The organism is Streptomyces sp. NPDC047043 (assembly GCF_040644055.1).
Lineage (GTDB): Bacteria > Actinomycetota > Actinomycetes > Streptomycetales > Streptomycetaceae > Streptomyces.
In genome coordinates this window covers 157,818-175,517 of sequence record NZ_JBEYVO010000017.1, presented here as the reverse complement: position 1 = coordinate 175,517, position 17,700 = coordinate 157,818, and the positions used below count along the sequence as shown (strand labels likewise).

Annotated in this window: 19 protein-coding genes and 4 pseudogenes; 7 read left to right on the top strand and 16 right to left on the bottom strand. The window is 68.4% G+C overall.

Annotation, left to right across the window (positions count from 1 at the left end):
- Nucleotides 1-230 precede the first annotated feature (230 nt).
- Nucleotides 231-881, top strand: coding sequence for a DUF4328 domain-containing protein (locus tag ABZ880_RS26840; RefSeq protein ID WP_361267409.1), 651 nt, complete (start codon nt 231-233; stop codon nt 879-881).
- Between the two features lie 79 nt (nt 882-960).
- Here the strand turns inward: ABZ880_RS26840 and ABZ880_RS26835 are convergent.
- Both ABZ880_RS26835 and ABZ880_RS26830 read right to left on the bottom strand, forming a co-directional pair.
- Nucleotides 961-1,209 (bottom strand): annotated as a pseudogene (locus tag ABZ880_RS26835) (transposase); the annotation flags it as partial.
- 8 nt (nt 1,210-1,217) lie between these two features.
- A complete protein-coding gene (locus tag ABZ880_RS26830; RefSeq protein ID WP_361267407.1) occupies nt 1,218-2,090 on the bottom strand; it encodes an aldo/keto reductase family oxidoreductase in 873 nt (290 codons plus the stop codon).
- 132 nt (nt 2,091-2,222) lie between these two features.
- Between ABZ880_RS26830 and ABZ880_RS26825 the strand changes: the two genes are divergently transcribed.
- The gene (locus tag ABZ880_RS26825; protein WP_361267405.1) at nt 2,223-2,669 is read left to right on the top strand and encodes a helix-turn-helix domain-containing protein; all 447 of its coding nucleotides are present in this window, start codon (nt 2,223-2,225) and stop codon (nt 2,667-2,669) included.
- 4 nt (nt 2,670-2,673) lie between these two features.
- Here ABZ880_RS26825 and ABZ880_RS26820 read toward each other — a convergent pair whose 3' ends face one another.
- The 4 genes and pseudogenes from ABZ880_RS26820 to ABZ880_RS26805 all read right to left on the bottom strand — a co-directional run.
- Nucleotides 2,674-2,850 carry a hypothetical protein gene (locus ABZ880_RS26820; RefSeq protein WP_361267403.1) on the bottom strand — a complete coding sequence of 59 codons (177 nt, stop codon included), beginning with the start codon at nt 2,848-2,850 and terminating at the stop codon, nt 2,674-2,676.
- Between the two features lie 273 nt (nt 2,851-3,123).
- Nucleotides 3,124-3,672, bottom strand: coding sequence for a transposase (locus tag ABZ880_RS26815; RefSeq protein ID WP_361267494.1), 549 nt, complete (start codon nt 3,670-3,672; stop codon nt 3,124-3,126).
- A complete protein-coding gene (locus tag ABZ880_RS26810; protein WP_361267401.1) occupies nt 3,669-4,208 on the bottom strand; it encodes a winged helix-turn-helix domain-containing protein in 540 nt (179 codons plus the stop codon). Before ABZ880_RS26810 ends, ABZ880_RS26815 begins: the two co-directional genes overlap by 4 nt.
- Nucleotides 4,209-4,259: 51 nt before the next feature.
- Nucleotides 4,260-5,146, bottom strand: a pseudogene (locus tag ABZ880_RS26805) (IS701 family transposase); the annotation flags it as partial.
- A gap of 166 nt (nt 5,147-5,312) precedes the next feature.
- Between ABZ880_RS26805 and ABZ880_RS26800 the strand changes: the two are divergent.
- The 3 genes and pseudogenes from ABZ880_RS26800 to ABZ880_RS26790 form a co-directional block, all read left to right on the top strand.
- The gene (locus ABZ880_RS26800) at nt 5,313-5,717 is read left to right on the top strand and encodes a type II toxin-antitoxin system PemK/MazF family toxin (RefSeq protein ID WP_361267400.1); all 405 of its coding nucleotides are present in this window, start codon (nt 5,313-5,315) and stop codon (nt 5,715-5,717) included.
- Nucleotides 5,718-6,240: 523 nt separating this feature from the next.
- A complete protein-coding gene (locus ABZ880_RS26795; RefSeq protein WP_361267398.1) occupies nt 6,241-8,667 on the top strand; it encodes a SpoIIE family protein phosphatase in 2,427 nt (808 codons plus the stop codon).
- Between the two features lie 164 nt (nt 8,668-8,831).
- Nucleotides 8,832-9,447 (top strand): annotated as a pseudogene (locus ABZ880_RS26790) (transposase); the annotation flags it as partial.
- A 74-nt stretch (nt 9,448-9,521) separates the two neighbouring features.
- Here ABZ880_RS26790 and ABZ880_RS26785 read toward each other — a convergent pair.
- The 3 genes from ABZ880_RS26785 to ABZ880_RS26775 form a co-directional block, all read right to left on the bottom strand.
- Nucleotides 9,522-10,172 (bottom strand): hypothetical protein, encoded by a 651-nt coding sequence (locus ABZ880_RS26785; RefSeq protein ID WP_361267396.1) that lies wholly within the window; start codon nt 10,170-10,172, stop codon nt 9,522-9,524.
- Nucleotides 10,173-10,276: 104 nt separating this feature from the next.
- The gene (locus ABZ880_RS26780) at nt 10,277-10,567 is read right to left on the bottom strand and encodes a transposase (RefSeq protein ID WP_361267492.1); all 291 of its coding nucleotides are present in this window, start codon (nt 10,565-10,567) and stop codon (nt 10,277-10,279) included.
- A 2-nt stretch (nt 10,568-10,569) separates the two neighbouring features.
- Entirely contained in the window at nt 10,570-11,619 is a 1,050-nt protein-coding gene (locus ABZ880_RS26775; protein ID WP_361267394.1) for a transposase, read from the bottom strand.
- Nucleotides 11,620-11,644: 25 nt separating this feature from the next.
- Here ABZ880_RS26775 and tnpA point away from each other — a divergent pair, with 25 nt between their 5' ends.
- Complete coding sequence (tnpA, locus tag ABZ880_RS26770) at nt 11,645-12,076, top strand: IS200/IS605 family transposase (protein ID WP_361267392.1); 432 nt, start codon at nt 11,645-11,647, stop codon at nt 12,074-12,076.
- Between the two features lie 157 nt (nt 12,077-12,233).
- On the opposite strand, the gene ABZ880_RS26765 is transcribed toward tnpA, so the two are convergent.
- The 3 genes from ABZ880_RS26765 to ABZ880_RS26755 all read right to left on the bottom strand — a co-directional run bounded on the left by ABZ880_RS26765 (nt 12,234) and on the right by ABZ880_RS26755 (nt 13,741).
- Nucleotides 12,234-12,455 (bottom strand): hypothetical protein, encoded by a 222-nt coding sequence (locus tag ABZ880_RS26765; RefSeq protein WP_361267390.1) that lies wholly within the window; start codon nt 12,453-12,455, stop codon nt 12,234-12,236.
- Between the two features lie 246 nt (nt 12,456-12,701).
- Nucleotides 12,702-13,406: a nucleotidyl transferase AbiEii/AbiGii toxin family protein gene (locus ABZ880_RS26760; RefSeq protein WP_361267388.1), complete on the bottom strand. Its 705-nt coding sequence runs from the start codon at nt 13,404-13,406 to the stop codon at nt 12,702-12,704.
- A complete protein-coding gene (locus ABZ880_RS26755; protein ID WP_361267386.1) occupies nt 13,403-13,741 on the bottom strand; it encodes a hypothetical protein in 339 nt (112 codons plus the stop codon). Before ABZ880_RS26755 ends, ABZ880_RS26760 begins: the two co-directional genes overlap by 4 nt.
- Before the next feature lie 208 nt (nt 13,742-13,949).
- Here ABZ880_RS26755 and ABZ880_RS26750 point away from each other — a divergent pair.
- Nucleotides 13,950-14,425 (top strand): annotated as a pseudogene (locus ABZ880_RS26750) (transposase); the annotation flags it as partial.
- A gap of 166 nt (nt 14,426-14,591) precedes the next feature.
- Here the strand turns inward: ABZ880_RS26750 and ABZ880_RS26745 are convergent.
- The 4 genes from ABZ880_RS26745 to ABZ880_RS26730 form a co-directional block, all read right to left on the bottom strand.
- Nucleotides 14,592-15,311, bottom strand: a complete 720-nt coding sequence (locus ABZ880_RS26745) for a hypothetical protein (RefSeq protein WP_361267384.1) — start codon at nt 15,309-15,311, stop codon at nt 14,592-14,594.
- Between the two features lie 85 nt (nt 15,312-15,396).
- Entirely contained in the window at nt 15,397-16,713 is a 1,317-nt protein-coding gene (locus ABZ880_RS26740) for an aminotransferase class I/II-fold pyridoxal phosphate-dependent enzyme (RefSeq protein WP_361267382.1), read from the bottom strand.
- 301 nt (nt 16,714-17,014) lie between these two features.
- Nucleotides 17,015-17,386: a fic family toxin-antitoxin system, toxin component gene (locus tag ABZ880_RS26735; RefSeq protein ID WP_361267380.1), complete on the bottom strand. Its 372-nt coding sequence runs from the start codon at nt 17,384-17,386 to the stop codon at nt 17,015-17,017.
- Nucleotides 17,383-17,640 (bottom strand): hypothetical protein, encoded by a 258-nt coding sequence (locus ABZ880_RS26730; RefSeq protein ID WP_361267378.1) that lies wholly within the window; start codon nt 17,638-17,640, stop codon nt 17,383-17,385. The genes ABZ880_RS26735 and ABZ880_RS26730 overlap by 4 nt, the downstream gene beginning before the upstream one ends.
- Nucleotides 17,641-17,700: the final 60 nt, after the last annotated feature.

Below are 17,700 nucleotides of genomic sequence, written 5' to 3'. Positions count from 1 at the left end.
CGAAACGGCCTCTGACCAGGTAACTCGGTTGAGGGTCGCTTTCGTGTCCGCTGGGTGTCAGCACCCGCTGTTCCCTTCTGGTTCCCGTCCGGCCGGGCACGGGAGGGGCACGCCGCCCGGCCAGGTCCAATGAAGGGCTGGCCGAGGGGGTGTGGCACTCGCTGATCTGGGGGTTAAGATCCGCTACCGACCTGCGCGAAGTCCGAACGGGCGGCTTCAAGGGGTGTGGAGTGGCTGAAGCAGTTGCGCCGTCGCGCTGGCAGGCCCGACTTGCCTCAGTCGTCCTCGTTGCATTCGCGCTGGTGACCTTCGCGGCCGGGCTGACGGCGTGGCAGAAGTACCGAATGCTTGCGGGGACGCTGACGCCAGGGCCGTACGTGGACAACCCGTTGGTCGAGGTCGACACGTACTTCCGGAACCTGATGGGCTGGCGGACCGGGCTGCTCGTACTGGCCCTGCTTCAGTTCAGCATCTGGCTTGCCGACATGCGCGACGTCGCGGATGCGCTCTGGCGAGAGGGACAGCGGCGGCGCAGGGGGTGGCTGGTCTTCGGCTGGGTGATACCACTGGCGCAGCTCTTCGTCCCCAAGATGTTCATCAACGACCTGTGGGCAGCCAGCCGACCGGCATCCCAGCGTCGCCGCGGACATCCCCTGCTCACGGTCTGGTGGCTCTCCGTTCTCGTGGCGGCGAATGCGTACGGCGATGGATCTGCAGACCTCAAGAAGGCGGTCGATGCGCGCCAGGCTCGTCATGCCCTGCGGCATCTGATGATCAGCGATGGCCTCTACATCTGCGCCGCTGCGCTGTCGATCGTCGTCGTCTGGCACCTTGTTCGCCGGCTGGAGAGTGCCGCCGCGATGACCCCTGTGGTGGTGTGATCGGGGTCAAGCGCGATCCTCAGTAACCCCTGCTGCGCCTACGAACCCGCGCGGTCGGTGTAGCGACTTTGGCGGCTCTTCACAATCCAGGGTGTAGTCGTGGCCTGAAGCCGCCGGTTTCCAGCAGGGATCTGGCGATGTAGTTGGTGAGGTTGCGGAATCCCAGGGCGAAGCCGCGGAGGTGTTCGAGCCGTCCGTTGATGGCCTCGGTCGGCCCGTTGGACGTGCCCGGGCGTTCGAAGTAGGCCAGTACGTCGGTGGCTCGCTTCTTCAGCGTCCGGCCGAGCGTGATGAGCTCGCGCAACGCGCTCGGGACGCCCCGGCTGACCGCTGCATTCAGCGGCCGATGTCGTCCAGCTCGATCAAGTCCTCATGGGAGAGGGAGAGTCCCGCGCCGGCGATGTTCTCGCGCAGGTGTGCCGTCGATGACGTGCCGGGGATGAGCAGGATGTTCGGTGATCGCTGCAGCAGCCAGGCCAGTGCGACGGACATCGGTGTCGCCTCCAGTCGAGCGGCGACCGCCGAGAGCGTCGAGGACTGGAGCGGGGTAAAGCCCCCGAGAGGGAAGAAGGGCACGTACGCGACGCCGTCGGCGGCGAGCCGGTCGATGAGCTTGTCGTCGTGGCGGTGGGCGAGGTTGTACATGTTCTGCACACACACGATCGGGGCGATGCTCTGCGCCTCGGCGACCTGCTCCTCGGTGGCGTTGCTGACCCCGAGATGGCGAAGCAGGCCCTGCTGCTGGAGTTCGACGAGCGTCTCGAACGCCTCGGCGAGCGAGCCGGGCTGGGGACCTTCGGCGTTACCGAGTCGCAGGTTGACCAGGTCGAGTACGTCGAGCCGGAGCGACTTGAGGTTGTCGTGGACCTGGCGGCGCAGATCTTCGGGTCGCCGGGCCGTAGGCCAGCCACCTTGTTCGTCGCGGGTCGCGCCCACCTTGGTCACGATGTGCAGCGACTCGGGATAGGGGTGCAGCGCCTCGCGGATCAACTCGTTGGTGACGCGCGGCCCGTAGGCGTCGCTGGTGTCGATGTGGGTGACACCGAGGTCGACCGCTTCACGCAGAACGGCCAGGGCACCCTCGCGATCGGCGGGCGCCCCCATCACCCACGGGCCGGCCAGCTGCATGGCACCGTAACCGAACCGGGTGACAGTCACGTCACCCAGAGTCCAGGTGCCGCCGGGAAGAGAGAGGGCGGGTGTGCTCATCTTGCTGCCTTTCGTCGTGCACTTGGGGGGTGGCGCCTGCTGCCTCCCTGCATCAGCATTGGAGAGAAACTTCCTTTCAGGAAGTAGGCACTTGGGAGTGCGTAACCCACCCATCGGTGAGAGGTGCGATCAGTGACGACGATGAAGGCGGCCCAGAAGAGGGCTCAGGCCAAGGAGGAGTACAACGCGTTCCTGGCAGGGTGCCCCAGCCGGCAGCTGCTCGACCGAATCTCGGACAAGTGGGTCGTCCTGATCCTGTGTGCGCTGGGCGGCGACAACAGCCCTGGCCAACCCGGTGCAGCACACGCAGACGCTCCGCAGGCGATGCGTTACTCCGAGATCGCTCGCCTTCTGGCCGGGGTCAGCCAGAAGATGCTGACCCAGACACTACGGTCGCTGGAGCACGATGGTCTGCTCACCCGCACCGTGACGCCAACCGTCCCCGTCACCGTCTCCTACGAGCTGACCGACCTCGGCCTCTCGCTCCACCACATGACGCGCGGGCTCAGAAACTGGGCGCAGACACACATGGCCCAGGTCCTCGCCAACCGCGAGAACTACGACGCCCGCACTCCCTGACGACTCACATCCAGCCGTCCAACAACTCCACACTCTCGGCGCTACACCCTGGGTGCGGTGTCGCCCAGTCGGCGATGCGGGCGACGTCGCAGGCCATCGCGGTCAGGACGTGCTGGACGTGGGCGCGGGCCAGGCCGCTGTAGCGGGAACGTCGCAGCCCGTGGCCCCGGACGTTGTGCAAGAGGGTGGCCAGCCGGAGTACCCCTCGGACACGCCGCCCGCGCTGTCCGCACCCGTCCTCACCGGAATCCGCTGGAAACTCCTCGGCCGTAACGACACCGCCCCCACACCCCAAGACCCGAGGCCACCCCGCACTCCTCCGGCGAACCACCCGACGGCCCCACCGTCAGCGGCGTAGCGGCGGACCTGGTGCTCGTCCAAGGCCGCCAGGTCCTTGCCGGACTGGCAAAACTCCTCGACCCGCCCCTTGATCCAGCGACGCGCACCAGGATGGTTACTGACGTTGCTGGCGTGATGTCGCCAAGGTGAGTCCGGTCTCAGCGAGGCATCCATCAATGAGGTTGTTGCGGTACTGGATCTCGCGGAGACCGTGCCGAAGGGCGCGCATAAGGTGGTCAGGGTCGGTGAAGGCGGTGTTGGTCTGGCTGCTGTGTCGCAGCAGTGACCAGATGCCCTCGACGGGGTTGAGGTCCGGCGCGTAGGCCGGCAGGAAGTAGCAAGTGACCCAGTTGTGGGTGTCGATGAACTCCCGCAGCCGGCAGTCTCGATGCACGTTCAGGTTGTCCCATACCAACACGATCGGTGCGCCGAGCTGCTGGTGGGCGGCGATGAGCAGGTCACGATATTCGGTCCAGGTGAAACTGCGTCTGCCACCCCGCTTGTGATCGACGTGGTGCTTGGGCCGGTAGATCAGGCGTGAGCGTTCGTCCTGTTTGTAGCAGGCCAGAGCGGCGATGGAGAAGCGGCGCTGGGAGCGTCCTCGCACCCGGATGATGGGTGTGTGTCCGCGCCTGGCCCAGGTGCGGGCGGTGGGCGGCGTCATCGAGAAGCCGGCTTCGTCCTCAAAGCAGAGCCAGGCCCCGAGCGCCGCCACGACGGTTCCACCTGGGGCCAGGTCTCCTTCACCCAGCCGGTGACGGCTTCCTCGTCGCGCTCGATCGCCCGGCGGGCCGGGACCTGGTGGCTGAAGCCGTGCCGATGCAGCATCTGCGCGATGGCCGACAACGTCATGCTCTTGTGGAACCGGCGCCCGATCAGGGTCTTGATCCGCGCCAGCGTCCAGGTCTGATCCGGCCAGCCGTGCGCCAGCGGCCCCTTGGCCAACTCCTGCTCGAGCACCTCAAACAAGGCCTCACTCAGCTTGGGCCTGGACGCCGGCCCCTTCGACTCCAAGGCTGCCGTTCCGCCGTGCTGCCATGCCCGGTGCCACCGCTGTACCGACCGCACACTGACACGTAACTGCTTGGCGACCGCGGCATTGTCGTGTCCCAGGGCGAATAACTCGGAGGCATGCATCCGGATGTGCTCGCGAAACGCCCGTCGCTCCGCGGTCAGCCCGCCCCCTTGCGGATACCTCATGTGACCGGCCTACTGCGACAACCACAGCCTGTCAGCCCCGCGACACCACGCCAGCAAGGTCAGTAGCGGCACTGCGGCGGCCGGCGAGTAGCAGCGGTAGTACGCGAGTTCGCCGGTACTGCGGTTGCGGCGGATCAGCAACTGCCGGCTCCCGGGCCGGAGGTCGGCGAGGTCGATGACGGCCCAGTCGTAGAAGCGGTGGCCCTTGGCTCCGCTCCCTGCGGACAGCTTGTGCCAGGCCCTCTTGGGCACCTTCCTGGCCAGCGTGTCCGCGCGGAACTTCCCGGCGCCTGTGGTGACTTCGTGCGAGCAGGCCATCGCGAGGACGAAGTCGGTGCCGCGTTCTTCCAGCGCGGCGCGTAGCGTCGGGTTGCCGCCGCGGACCTCGTCTCCCGCGACCCAGGCGGCCCGGTGGCCGACGTCCAGGAATCGGGTGACCATGCGGGCGGCAAGCTGCGGTTTGGTCGCGAATTCGGTCTTGTCACCGAGTCCGGCGGCCCGGCAGCGGTCGGGGTCGAGGTCCAGGAACGCGGAACGTACAGTTCCCGGTCTACCGCGGCGTGTCCGCGGCGGTCGGCGTAGACGAGATGGACGGCGACCTGCGCGTTCTCGATCCTGCCCGCGGTGCCGGTGTACTGGCGCTGGACACCGACGGTGTCGGTGCCCTTCTTCACGTCGCCGGTCTCGTCGACCACCAGAACCGCCTGGTCGTCCCGCAGATGCTCCACCACGTAGGCCCGCACGTCGTCGCGGACCTGGTCGGCGTCCCACTTGGCCCGCCCGAGCAGGTGCTGCATGCCGTCCGGGTTGCTCTCTCCGGCCCACTCTGCGATGGTCCAGCAGTTTTTGCGCGGCAGGTCCGACAGCAGCCCGAGCACCAACCACCCGACCCGACGTCGGGGTTCGACCCGTGCGAACCGGCCCGCGATCTGGGCCATCCGGCCCTCGAACGCCTCCTGCCAGCGGGCAGGGTCTACGCTGTGACCTGCCGCCACCGCATGATCTTCAGTCTTCACACACCGATGATCAACGGTGGCCGCACCCGTCTCCACAGCGCGTCAGGGCCGCGCAGCGTCTGTCTGCCGTCATGTGTCTGGAGGACTTGTGCAACGTGGCGAAGTCTGGTGGGTCCAGTTCGACGAGCGGAGGTTGGTCGTACTGCTGTCGGGAGACGACACGTCCGGGATCCGGGTGATGCAGGTCGTCGCTCCGGCGGGCGTCGACATCAGTGATCTGGGCATCGAAGTGACGGTCGGCGCCGGTGAAGGACTGCCGTTCGAAGGCGTGCTGCGGCTCGCGTTCCCGCGTCCAGGCTTCACCCCGTGCACGTGGCTGACCACTGTGTCCCGGGACGACCTGATAGAGCGGGCGGCCGTCCTGTCCTCCCTGAAGCTCAGCGAGATTGACGACGCCCTCCAACTCGCTGAACAAGCGCAGGAGCGGACCCCGGCCACGACCGCGAAGCTCAGCGAGATAAGGGATGCCCTCCGTCTCGGTGAACTCGGGTAGACGGAGAAGGAGCCGACGCCCGCGACGGCGTGGGCGATCTCGGGCGAGATGATCGACGCTGGCTTACTGCTGCCTCGGCGCCCGCAGGCTCACAAGCCCGCGTGTGGAGCAGCGACAGGATGGTCACTCGCTGGGTCCTGGGGCTCTTCCTGTCGGCTTCGGGTGCGTCTGCAGCCTGGGCGCCCAGTCGCGGCGACAGGGAAAGCCGTCATCCCGACGTCATCGCGTCGTGACCAACGCGGAAGGTGGCCCGCTGCCGGCCGGAGCAATGTCCGCACGCTTGGTGCGCATGTGGCACGAGACAGGCTTGGCCAAGGAGCGGTGAGGATCGTGGAAGGGCCTTGCGTTTACAGCGGCGATCTGCAGGACGTGACGGATCTCGGCACCGCCGAGGTTGGTTGGGGTCTGGGGACTGCTTCGGCGGAAGGTCCGAGGACGCCCGCCACCGCCGTAGGTACGATCTATTGCGTAATCACCGCAGAACTCTCACACCCTGGTCCGGCACGGAGTGCACGAGGTGAGGATGCGCGACATCACCTTCCGCGGCGTCGGTGAGCTCCCTGATCCCGGGGGTGAGGCGGAGACGCTGCTGGACGCCCTGGGCCGGGTGGTGGCCTGGGGGCCTGGCGCCCAGGCCATGCTCGGCTATTCGGACAACGAGGTTCTCGGCCGGCGGGCGGCTGTGCTCCTCCATGACCCCACGGCGGTGGCCGACGTTTTCCGGCGCTGGGACGAGGGTCTTCGCCGAGGCTTGCTGGTGCTGCGGCGGCGTGACGGCGAGCTGGTGGAGGCCGAGGTCTGGGTACGCCCCCTCACCGCGGTGAACGGTGAACGACAGTGGCTCGTGCAGGCGGTCCGTACGGAGGTATTCCGGACGTATGAGTTGGGGCGGGCGTTGCTGAAGGCGCTGTTCACCGAGACCCCCTTCCACATCGACCTCTTCGACACGCAGGGCCGGTTCGTCGCGCAGAACCTCACGGAGCGGCGCGCCGGGGTGTTCCGGGACACCTCGTACACCGGGCACACGATGCGCGAGATGGCCCCGCCCGGCCTGATGGACTTCGACGCCCTCGAGGCCCGGCAGCGGCAGGTGCTGGAGACCGGCGAAGCCCTCGTCGGCACCGAGGTCGTCGGGCACGCTGTACCCGGTTCGCCGCGCGAGTTCGTATGGTCGGAGTCTGTCCTGCCGCTCAAGGACCCGTCCGGGACGGTGATCGCGCTGGGCCATGTGGTCTCCGACGTGACCCAGCGGGTCCGCTCGCGCGAACGGCTGGTCCTGGCGAACGAGGCGGGCACCCGGATCGGCACCACCCTCGACCTCTGGCAGACGGCCCGGGAGCTCGCCGAGGTCGCGGTGCCGGGGCTGGCCGACACCTGTCACGTCAATCTGCTGGACTCCGTCTTCTCCGACGAGGAGCTCAGCGACGACGGGCAGCCGCGCGTTCGGCTGCTCCGCCGGGCCGCATGCGTCGACGCGGCCGACAACCTGGGATCGGGCGGGGCCGGGACGGTGCCGGTGGGTGACCTCGACGCGGCGGCGACGGCGCCCAGCTCCCTGTTCCTCGACGCCATGGCGAAGGGCGAGTCCGTCCTCCTCATGGACGAGCAGCTGGGCTCCTGTCCGGACGTCGTGATCCCGGGCCCGCCCGCACACGGTGGGCCGGACGTCCACTCCTGGCTCCTCGTCCCCATGCTCGCCCGGGGTGTCGCCCTCGGCACGGCCGTCTTCATGCGCTCCGGCAATCCCCGTCGCTTCGAAGCCGACGACGTGCTGCTGGCCGAGCAGATCGTGACCCGCACGGCGGTGTGCGTCGACAACGCCAGCCGCTACCACCGGGAGCGGACGACGGCCCGGACCCTCCGGCGCAGCCTGCTCCCCCAGCGGCTGCCGTCGCCGTCGGCGGTGCGGACGGCGTCCCGCTATCTGCCGGCCAGTGAGCACACCGGGCTGGGCGGGGACTGGTTCGACGTGATCCCTCTATCCGGCGCGCGGGTGGCGCTCGTGGTGGGCGACGTGGTCGGACACGATCTACAGGCCGCCGTGACCATGGGCCGCGTGCGTGGCGCCGTACGCACCCTCGCTGATCTCGATCTCTCCCCCGCCGAGCTCCTCACCCATCTGGACGATCAGATGAACCGCTTCCTCGACGAGCGCGGTGACGAAGCGTCCCTGGTGACGGGAGCGACCTGCCTGTACGCGGTGTACGACCCGGTGTCGCGACGCTGCCGGCTGGCGCGCGCCGGACATCCGCCTCCGGCGGTCGTGTCGGCGAACGGCCCTGCCGACTTCGTCGACCTGCCCGGCGGACCGCCGCTGGGCCTGGGCGGTGTCGTGTTCGAGGAGCACGAGATCACCCTGGGCGACGGGGATCTCATGGTCCTCTGCACCGACGGACTGCTCGAGTCGCGCACCCAGGACCTGGACACCGGCCTGCGCCGCATGCACGACGCTCTCTCCCACAGCCCCGCGTCGGCCACACCGGAGGAGGTGTGCGACACCCTGATCCGCGACCTGCTCCCGCCGGACCACCAGGACGACGTAGCGCTCCTGGTCGCCCGGACGACCGGTCTGCCCCCGGACTCCCACGTCACCTGGGATATCGAGATGCAGGACAGGATGGTCGGCCGCGCGCGGGACCTGACGGCACGCCAGCTGGCCTTGTGGGGTCTGGAGGAGCAGTCCTTCACCACCGAGCTGATCGTCAGCGAACTGGTGACGAACGCGATGCGCTACGGCGGTGAGCCGATCACGCTGCGGCTGATCCGGGACCGGAGCCTGATCTGCGAGGTGTCGGACGGCAGCAGCACATCACCCCATGTGCGACGCGCCCAGGACACGGACGAGGGCGGCCGCGGCCTCTACCTCATCGCCCAGCTCGCCCAAAACTGGGGGACGCGGTACGGCGAACGGGGCAAGACCATCTGGGCCGAGCAGCCACTGGCCGACTGACGGTTCAGCGGAAGCAAACGGCCACGGCCGTACGCTCATCCGACGCACCCAACAGGCGAACAGCATCCCGAAAACTCAGCCCCACCCCAGCCCCCCGGCCCAGCGTGCCTTCACCACCATCCGGGTCAAAACCGTATCCACACTCGACTACCCGGCGCGAGTGGATGGCTGAGGGCCGGACCGGCTGCCAGTGGGACTATCTCCCGCACGACCTGCCCCCGAAGTCGGCCGTGTACTACTACTTCGCGGCCTGGCGCGACGACGGCACGGACGTGAAGATCAACGACCTGCTGCGCTGGCAGGTCCGCGAGAAGGGGCGGGCGGTCGGAGGACCCGAGCCTGGTCTTGATCGACACGCAGAGCATCCACGCGGCGGTGAACGTGCCCGCCGCCACGACCGGGAAAGACGCGCCCAAGAAGGTGCCGGGCCGCAAGCGCGGGCTGGCGGTGGACGTCCTCGGCCTGGTCATCGCCCTGACCGTGCCGGCCACCAGCGCCCACGACAACGCGTTCGGTATCGCGCTCGTCAGCCAAGTCGCCCCCATCGGCACCATCAAGAAGGCGCTGGTGGACCCAGGCTTCAAGAAGACCGTCGTCGAGCACGGCACCACGGTCGGCATCGACGTCGAGATCGTCGAGCGCAACCCAACCGACAAGGGCGTCGGCTTCGTCCCGCAGGCCAAGAGGCGGCTCGTGGAGCAGACGCTCGGCATCCTCACGCTGTTCCGGCGGCTCGTGAGGGACTACGAGAGCAGGCCGAAGTCCGCGGAGTCCAGGGTGCGTAGCAGCCCTCCGTTCCAGGCCACCGGTCCGTCACGGCTGCCGCACTCGCCATCCGGCTTACGACGCGATCGCTAGTGACCCGTCATGCGGAGCCACTGCATCGTTGTGACGAGCTCTTCGCCGAAGTCCTCGCAGAGCGCAAGCAACTCGCGACCCGTGGACGAGTCGAGCAGCCCTGCGGAATCGGGGAGAACCCCGAGAGCACCGTGGCAGGCGGTCTCGACAGCGAAGTGGCGCGACGCGAAATAGCCCCCGCTCGCCCGCTCCGCCAGATCGGCGAGGTACTGGCGGTGGGCTTCCTCCGAGGGGTGAGAGTAGAAGGAGCCCTCAACGAGACCGTCGAGGTAGTTCACCAGGCGGGCCGAGGCTTCGATCACTCGCTCGACTTCGTCCACGCCAGGCTTGCCCAGCAGTTCGCCAAAGGTCAGCAGGTTGCTGATGGTCTCCAACTGGAAGAGCTGGACCGTGTCCGGGTCGACTTCAGACATGAAGAGCGGGGCCGTGCACAGCTCGGCCATTGCTCGCCGGTACGCGCGATCCGACTGTTCACCAACGGGTGATGCTGCCATTCGGAACAGCGACTCCACCACAGACTGGTCGACGCCCCACTCCGCATCCAATTCGAATGCGAGCATCGGCGCGCGCCACCGCCACAGGGCCAGGACGGCCGCCTGACGCTGGTGGACGGGCTTCAGGTCCGCCAATCGCTCGATCCGCACCACGTTCTTGAGTCAGCCCCTCTGAGCTACCGTCCCTGCCCGCTTTACCTCGCGACACTTTGAAGTTCTCCCCTTCCTTCGCTTGCGCTCAGGAAGGGGATTCCTGTCTACCTTGCGGCGACGGGTTTGACGGTTTTACCCGCCCTGCGACCGCGCCTTCCGGCGGCCGGGACCTCCACGATGACGCGGCCGATCCGGTACAGGTGCAAGACGTTCCTCGCTGCGTTCCAGTCGGCGTTCGCCGTCCAGCCGCAGTCGGGGTTCTTGCAGGCGAACAGTTCCTGGCTCTCCCGGCTGCCGGGAGTGGTGCAGCCGCAGGCTGAGCACCGCTGGGAGGTGTGCGGGGCGGGAACCTTGACCAGCCGGCCGCCGTAGCGGGCGGTCTTGTACGTCAGCATCGTCACGGTCCGCCCCCATGCCTCCTGGGCGATGGAGCGGTTGAGTCCGGCCTTCGCCCTGGCCCCGTTGCGCAGGAACGCGCCCTGCTGCTCGGGGTCGGGCTGGGGGCCGGGCTCTTGGTCATGCCGAGGATGTTGAGCTGTTCGACCACCAGCACGCCGTAGGTGCGGGCGAGATACGTGGTCGTCTGGTGCTGCCAGTTCAGGGCTCGTCGCGTGGCTTTTGCTCGGAGCTGCTTGATCTGGTCGTAGGTGTGCTGCAACCGCCGGGAGGTCTTCTGACCGCGTTTGCGGAACGTCTTGCGGTGCGCGGCCTGCCGCTCCAGCGTGAGGAGCTTGGCCTTCTCCTGCGGAGTCAGCCACTTGTCACGGTCGGAGTCACCGCCTGGCAGGCGCGGCGGCCGGCCGTGGTCCTGGTGGTCCTTGTTCGACAGGGCCAGGGGGACGTTCACCCCGGCGTCCATGCCGACCTCCGGCCCCTGGTGAGGATCGGGCTTGGCCTCCAAAACCTGGACGCGGAAGGCGATGTGCCAGCCCAACGCGTCCTTGACCAGCCGGGCGCCGGTGATCCGGTTCTCCTGGTTCGCCCTCTTGCCGACCGGGAGATCCCTGGTCCAGCGGAAGCGGACCCGGCCCACCTTGGGAAGGTTGACCATGCCCCACCGGCGGTGCACCCGCGTGATGTTCAGATCCCGGCCCTGCGAAATGTCCACGGACATCGGCGCGCGGAAGCGGCCCTTGAAGCTGGGCTCCTCTGCCCGTCCCTCCCAGCAGTTCACCCACGCCCGGTGATACGTCTTCAAGACGGCCTGCGCGGCCTGAGCGGGAAGGGCGGCGAGGTAATCGAGGTCCTTGCGGGCCTGCCGGATCGCCGCATCGGCGAGAGACAGCTTCGTGTCGCTCTTCGGTGTCATCGTCCACCAGGAGTGCAGGCAGTTCCACATGGTGCGGGCCGCGTGCGCCTGGTCATCGAGGATGCGGATCTCGGCGGGGCTGAGCGCCAGCCGGGCACCGTACCCGAACTGCCGCTTCACCAAACCGAGTTCGCTCATGACCATCACTATACGCTGTTGGTTTATGTCACCACGCTGGAATCCCAACCCTGACGTACGCACCGGCCGTCACGTCGTCCACCACCTGCACGTCCACTTGGTGTTCGTCACCAAGTACCGGCGCAAGGCCATGACGGACGCCATGCTGACGCGCTGCGAAGAGATCATGCGAGAGGTCTGCACGGACTTCGAGGCCGACCTCAAACAGTTCAACGGCGAAGAGGACCACGTCCACCTGCTCGTGCACTACCCGCCGAAAGTCCAGCTCTCCAAGCTGGTCAACTCCCTCAAAGGCGTCTCCGCCCGCCTGCTGCGCAAGGAGTACGACGCGCACGTGCGCCGGTACCTGTGGGGCGGCCACTTCTGGTCCGGCTCCTACTTCGCCGGAAGCTGCGGCGGGGCGCCCCTGACCGTCGTACAGCAGTACATCGAGCGGCAGAAACACCCCGTGAGCTGAGGTCAACAGTGCAGACCCGCACTCCGGTGCGGGTCACCCCCATTTTGAGATGGCCGTCACCATCCACCCTGAAGGCCGGAGCACTGGCCAAGATCAAAGGTAGACGCCCCGCGGCGAAGCCGACGGTGGGCAGCAGGCGTACCGATTCCTGGCTCGCTCAAAGGAACCGGAGCCGCAACGTCGAGGGCGGCCACACGATCTGCCCCTCGCCGGTACGCATCCAGCCGCTCACCCCGATGCGCCGGCCATGCCGGCGGCGCTTCTCGCCCAGGCGCTTCCCGTACAGATGGCGATACGCACTCCCATGCACGACGTGGTGAACGCGCTGGATGACCGCCGTCACCTCGGCCAGCGGCAAGGCGTCGGCTGCCTCGTCCACCACGGCCCAGTGCAGGACCCAACACAGGTCGAGAAGACCGGAGCGGTGGACCTCCAGTTGGTCCACTCGAAGGGGCCGAACTCGCCGTCGTCCAGGACAGCGAAGCGCACCAGGCAGACCTCCCGGGCCACCGTCTGAGCGCGCCCCTGGGGCTCGCGGTCCTCGCCGTCCGCAACCGCGTCAAACGCTGACCCCGGCGGTGATGCGCGGGCGCACCTTTTCGGCGAGCGCACCGGGGTAAGTCAACTACCCGTAGATGCCGTTGCGAGGGCGCTTCAGTCGCCCTCCTCGTCCTTGGTGTACGGCTCGGCAAGAACGCAGCCCGAGATCGTCGAGCCAGTCCTGCACCCAAGCTCGCAGCTCAGCGATGTCGGCAGGGGTCATGTCATATGCGGCGTACTCGCGGTCGGAGGTGAAGTCGACTGCTTCGAGCCGGCCGTGGAGTTCCTCCAGGTCGAACTCCTCGTCGTGCTGCGCGCCCAGACGTTCGAGTTCTTGGATGGTGTACAGCTCGCGGGCGCTGAAGACGTCGATGACGTCGCGCGGGAAGCCGCGGTTGTGCAGGGCGCGGACCTTCAGTCCCACGGCGTCGTCCCGAGACAGCGTGGGCCCGGCCTCTGTGTGGGCGGGAGGCCGGTGGAAGATCTCTTTGAGGATGTCCATCTCGCAGGACGCGCCGGATGCCGCGTCGGTGGCGATCAGACGGGACATGCGCGGGGCGACCTCGATGATGCGCATCGTCCAGCCCCGGTCCGCGAGGCCGGCAGCAACGGCGCCGGTGATCTCGTTCATGTCCGCAGGCGCGTCGGTGGCCAGGTCCACGCCCTGGCTTGTACGGCAGACCAGCTCATGCGCCTGGATGGCATAGCCGCCGGCCAGCACCAGTCCGTAAGCATGACCGCTGTCCAGGGCGTCACGTAGCAGGCGCCGGTGCAGGTCTGGAAGTCTCATACCGTGGCGGCGCCCGCCAGCTCGGGGAAACGCTGCTCCCAGCAGGTGCGCACCGGCTTGCCCACGGCGATCCGCAGCCGGGGCCAGTGCCGCACGAGCAGTTCGGCGTTGAGGTAGCCGGTGAGGTCCTCGCGCAGGCCGTTCGTGAGCACGATGCGGTACAGGCCCAGCAGCAGCTTCTCGTCGCTCACCTCGAAGCTCCGCAGCCCCGACCATGCCAGGTGCAGCGGCAGCTCGACCGTCCCGGTCGCGGGCCCGGACAGCTCGTCGAGGCGGGCGGGTAGCCGCTCGGCCACATGAGCCCAGCGGGAAGCGGCGGCATGGTCCACGGTCATGGCTTCAGAATGGCCCCTCGAGAGGCCCCATCGCCCTTCAAGGGAAGCCGTTCCTGCCGAAGTTGACCTCCCTGGCACCTCGGTTCCCGCCGTTGGTGCCAGCCTGGCACGGGGACCGTGAACGGCACTCGCCCTGTCGATCACAAGGCCTGCCGATCTATCGTTGACCTGGGACGATTGGGGGACGTCGTGGCGCGGGACACGCGACATCGACTCCCAGTCCGTCAAGGCCGCCGAAACCGTCAGCCGCGCCTCCCGCGGCTACGACGGCGCGAAGAAAATCAACGGCCGCAAGCGGCACCTGGTCGTGGACACCAAGGGCCTGCCGCTGTACGTCATGGTCACCCCGGCCGACATGACCGACCGCGACGCCGCCAAAGAGGTCCTGTTCCGGCTGCGGCTGATGCACCCCGAGATCACCATCGTCTGGGCCGACTCCGGCTATGCCGGACAGCTTGTGACCTGGGCGAAGCCCCACCTCGATCTCGCTCTCAAGGCCGTCAGCCGCCCGAAGAACGCCAGCGGGTTCGTCATCCTGCCCCGCCGCTGGGTCGTCGAACGCTCCCATCCGTTTGGATCATGCACGCCCGACGACACGCACGCGACTACGAACGGCTCATCCAGCACTCGGAATCACTGATCACCTGGGCCGCGATCACGCTTATGACCAGGCGCATCACCCGTCGGACCTCCCGCAGGAACGGACAGCCCGCCTCCAACGAAGCCCAACGGGACTGATCCTCATGGAGACGGTGACCACCGGCTCCACCAGAGCCCCCGGAGATCCGGTCCGAAAGCCGCTCTCCCATGTCCAGGCGAACAGCACCGGTCTGTTTTGGCGGCCTGCCCGTCAGCGGGCGGTGTAGTCCGCGGCGAGCCGGTCGAGGAACGTCATGAGCTTGGCGTTCATCTCGGTGTAGTCGTTGGCGCGCAGCTGGTCGGGCTGCTGGACGTAGGGGCGGTCGGCGAGTGCGGCCAGTTCCTTCTCGTCGTGTTCGATCAGGGCCTCGATGCAGTCGGGGGTGAACTCCATGTGGCACTGGAAGGCGTACACGTAGCGGCTGTAGGCGACGATCTGGCGGGGGCAGCCGGCGCTGGTGGCCAGCACGGCCGCGTCGTCTGTGAGGCCCGGCATGTCGTTGTGCCAGTGGCCGGTGTGGAAGGAGTCCCCGAAGCCGGCGAGGAAGGGGTGCTCACGGCCGGCGTCGGTGAGCGTGACGGGGAAAGAGCCGATCTCCGTGTTCGGGCTGGGCGCCCAGGCGGCGCCGAGCGACTCCCCGACGAGCTGGGCGCCGAGGCAGATACCGATGACCGCCCTGTCCGCCTCGATACAGGAGGAAATGAGGGCCTTCTCCGCGGCGGCGTCGAAGTGTGCGCACTCCTCGACGGTCGTGCTGGGCTGCTGGGGGCCGCCCATCACGATCAGCAGGTCGAAGTCCCGGCCGGACGGGGGCAGCGCGTCGCCCTCGTAGACCCGTGAGAAGCCGAGGTCGTGGCCCCGGGATCTGGCCCAGTCCTCGAAGGCTCCCGGGGCCTCGAATGCCTCGTGGACGACGATGTGTGTGCGCATGGCTGTGCTGGCCTTTCGGTCTCTGTGTGTCATGGGAGCGGTGTGCCGTGGTGGCTCATGCCGCCGACGGCATGGCCGGGGCGGTTCAGGTGAGGTGGACGGGGAGAACGGCGGCGAGGTCGTCGGTGAACTCGCGTGCCTGCTGCGCGGTGAGCGTGGAGGTGGTCACCCTGATCTCCTGGCCGGCGCCGGACCCGACAGCGAAGAGGTGGCCGGGCTGGACCGCCCACCCGCGCCGCGCCAGCGCATCCGCGACCGGGCGGGCCTCCGTGTCCAGCGGCACCCAGACGTTCAGCCCGTCCGGCCGGTAGCCGGCCGGACGGCCGATACCCCGCTCGCCCAGCTCGGCGAGCAGCATCGCGCTACGCTCGGCGTAGGCGTCCCGCGCCCGGGCGGTCAGGCCGTGCACCTGCGGATCGCTCACCAGCCGGTACACCACATGCTGCAGCAGCCGGCTCACCCACGTCGTCCCGGTGTTCAGCCGCGCCTGCAGGCGCTGGGCGCTCTCCTCGTCCGTGGCGACGAGCGCGAGCCGAAGATCCGGCCCGAGGAACTTCGACACCGAGCGCACCAGCGCCCACCGGGAGATCTCGGGCGGCGTGATCCGGTGGTACGGCGCGCTGGAGACGGCCCAGAAATGATCATCCTCGATGACCAGGACCTGGGGATGCGCCGCAAGGACCGACCGCAGTTCGGCAGCGCGCTCGCGGGTGACGCTCACACCTGTCGGGTTGTGGGCCCGCGGCGTGCACACCACCGCCCGCACCCCGCCCTCCAACGCCGCCCGCAGGGCCTCCGGCCGCATCCCCGCCTCGTCGACCGGGACCGCGACGGTGCGCAGACCGTTCAGCCGCAGGGTGCCGATGCTGGCCAGGAAGCACGGATCCTCCACCGCGACCGCGTCGCCCCGGGTGAGATAGGCGTTCAGCAGCCGCTCGGTGGCGTCGACCGCGCCATGCGTGACCGAGACCCGGAACCCGTCCGTGGAAACATCCGGCGCGAACTGCGACCACGCCCAGGCGGCGAGGTCCGGATCGACCGACGGCGCGCCGTACAGCGCGGGCCGGTACGCGCTGCCGTGAAGCGCCTGCAGCGTGTCGGGGAGCAGCTCCGGGTCGGGGTTGCCGCTGGCCAGGTCGATCAGGCGGCCACCGAACCACGCTCCCTCGCTTGCCAGTTGCGGCACCCCCGTCACGACCGTCCCGCCGCGGCCACGGGTCTCCGCCTCACCGGCGGCTACCAGCTGCCGGTACGCCGAGGCCACCGTGTTCCGGTTCACCCCCAGCTCCTCGGCCAGCTTGCGCACCGGCGGGAGCAGATCCTGCGGCGCCAACCGACCCGACGCGATCAGGTCCCGCACACTGCCCGCGATCTCCGTCGCCGTCGTCCCGCTGATCTGCACCTGGCACCACCTCTTCCCACGACCATAACATTTGGCATAGGACATAAGAAATATGTCCTATGCCAAATTGTTGGGAGTGGGTGAGGCAGTACTCCGCGGAGTCCGGCCCGCCGATTAATCCGCGGGCGGAACGCCGACTGTACGGACAGCGTTCCCCAGGGGCACGTCGGTCACGGAGGTCCCCAGCGCACGCAGGACGGCAGGTCGCGCAGTCCACGGCCCGGCGTTCGGACGGTGTACGAGATGGCAGCCAGCGCATGCCCTTGCTCGGCTCGGCTCGGCTCGGCTCGGCTCAGCCAGGTCAGGGCTTCCATGCGCGCAGCATGGCGGCGATCCCCGCGGCGGTGGAATGCGGGCTGTTCAACTCGTGGGCGAGCGCGGTCAGTTGCTCGCGGGTCGGGTTGACCGGGATGCTGCTGGCTTCGAGGTACATCACGGCGACGGCGCAGGCGACCGTCAGGTTGGAGCGCTCCAGCCAGCGGCAGCGGCCGAGGGTGTGTACCAGGGCGGCGGCGCGGGCGTAGGGGCCGTCGTAGACGGGACGCTCAAGGAGTTCGCCGCGGTGGCGGGCGACGGCGGCGACCGGTACGCCGTAGTCGTCGACGCCGGGGTCACCGTGGCCGGCCCGTTCGGCGACTTCCAGGATCCAGGATTCGTCGACGTGCAGGATCACGCGGCGGCACCCGGCCGTGGTTTGGCGTAGGGGGCGTCGAGCTGCTGCTCCAGGTCGTCGAGGAAGGTGCCGTGCTCGTCGATGAGGCGCTGCGCGGCGGCCATGCCGGCAGCCCGGGCACCGGTCGTGTCTTCGATGATCAGCCGCTCTACGTAGCGGTTGAAGTCCAGGCCGCGGGCGGCCGCGGCGTCCTTGCCTGCGGCGAGGACGCCAGGTTCCAGGCGGACCTGGGTCTGCTTTTTCGAGGAAGACACACCGAGAGGGTAGCATGGTGGTAGCAGGCGTGTGGGCGGTGTCGCCGGAGTGGCTGCACC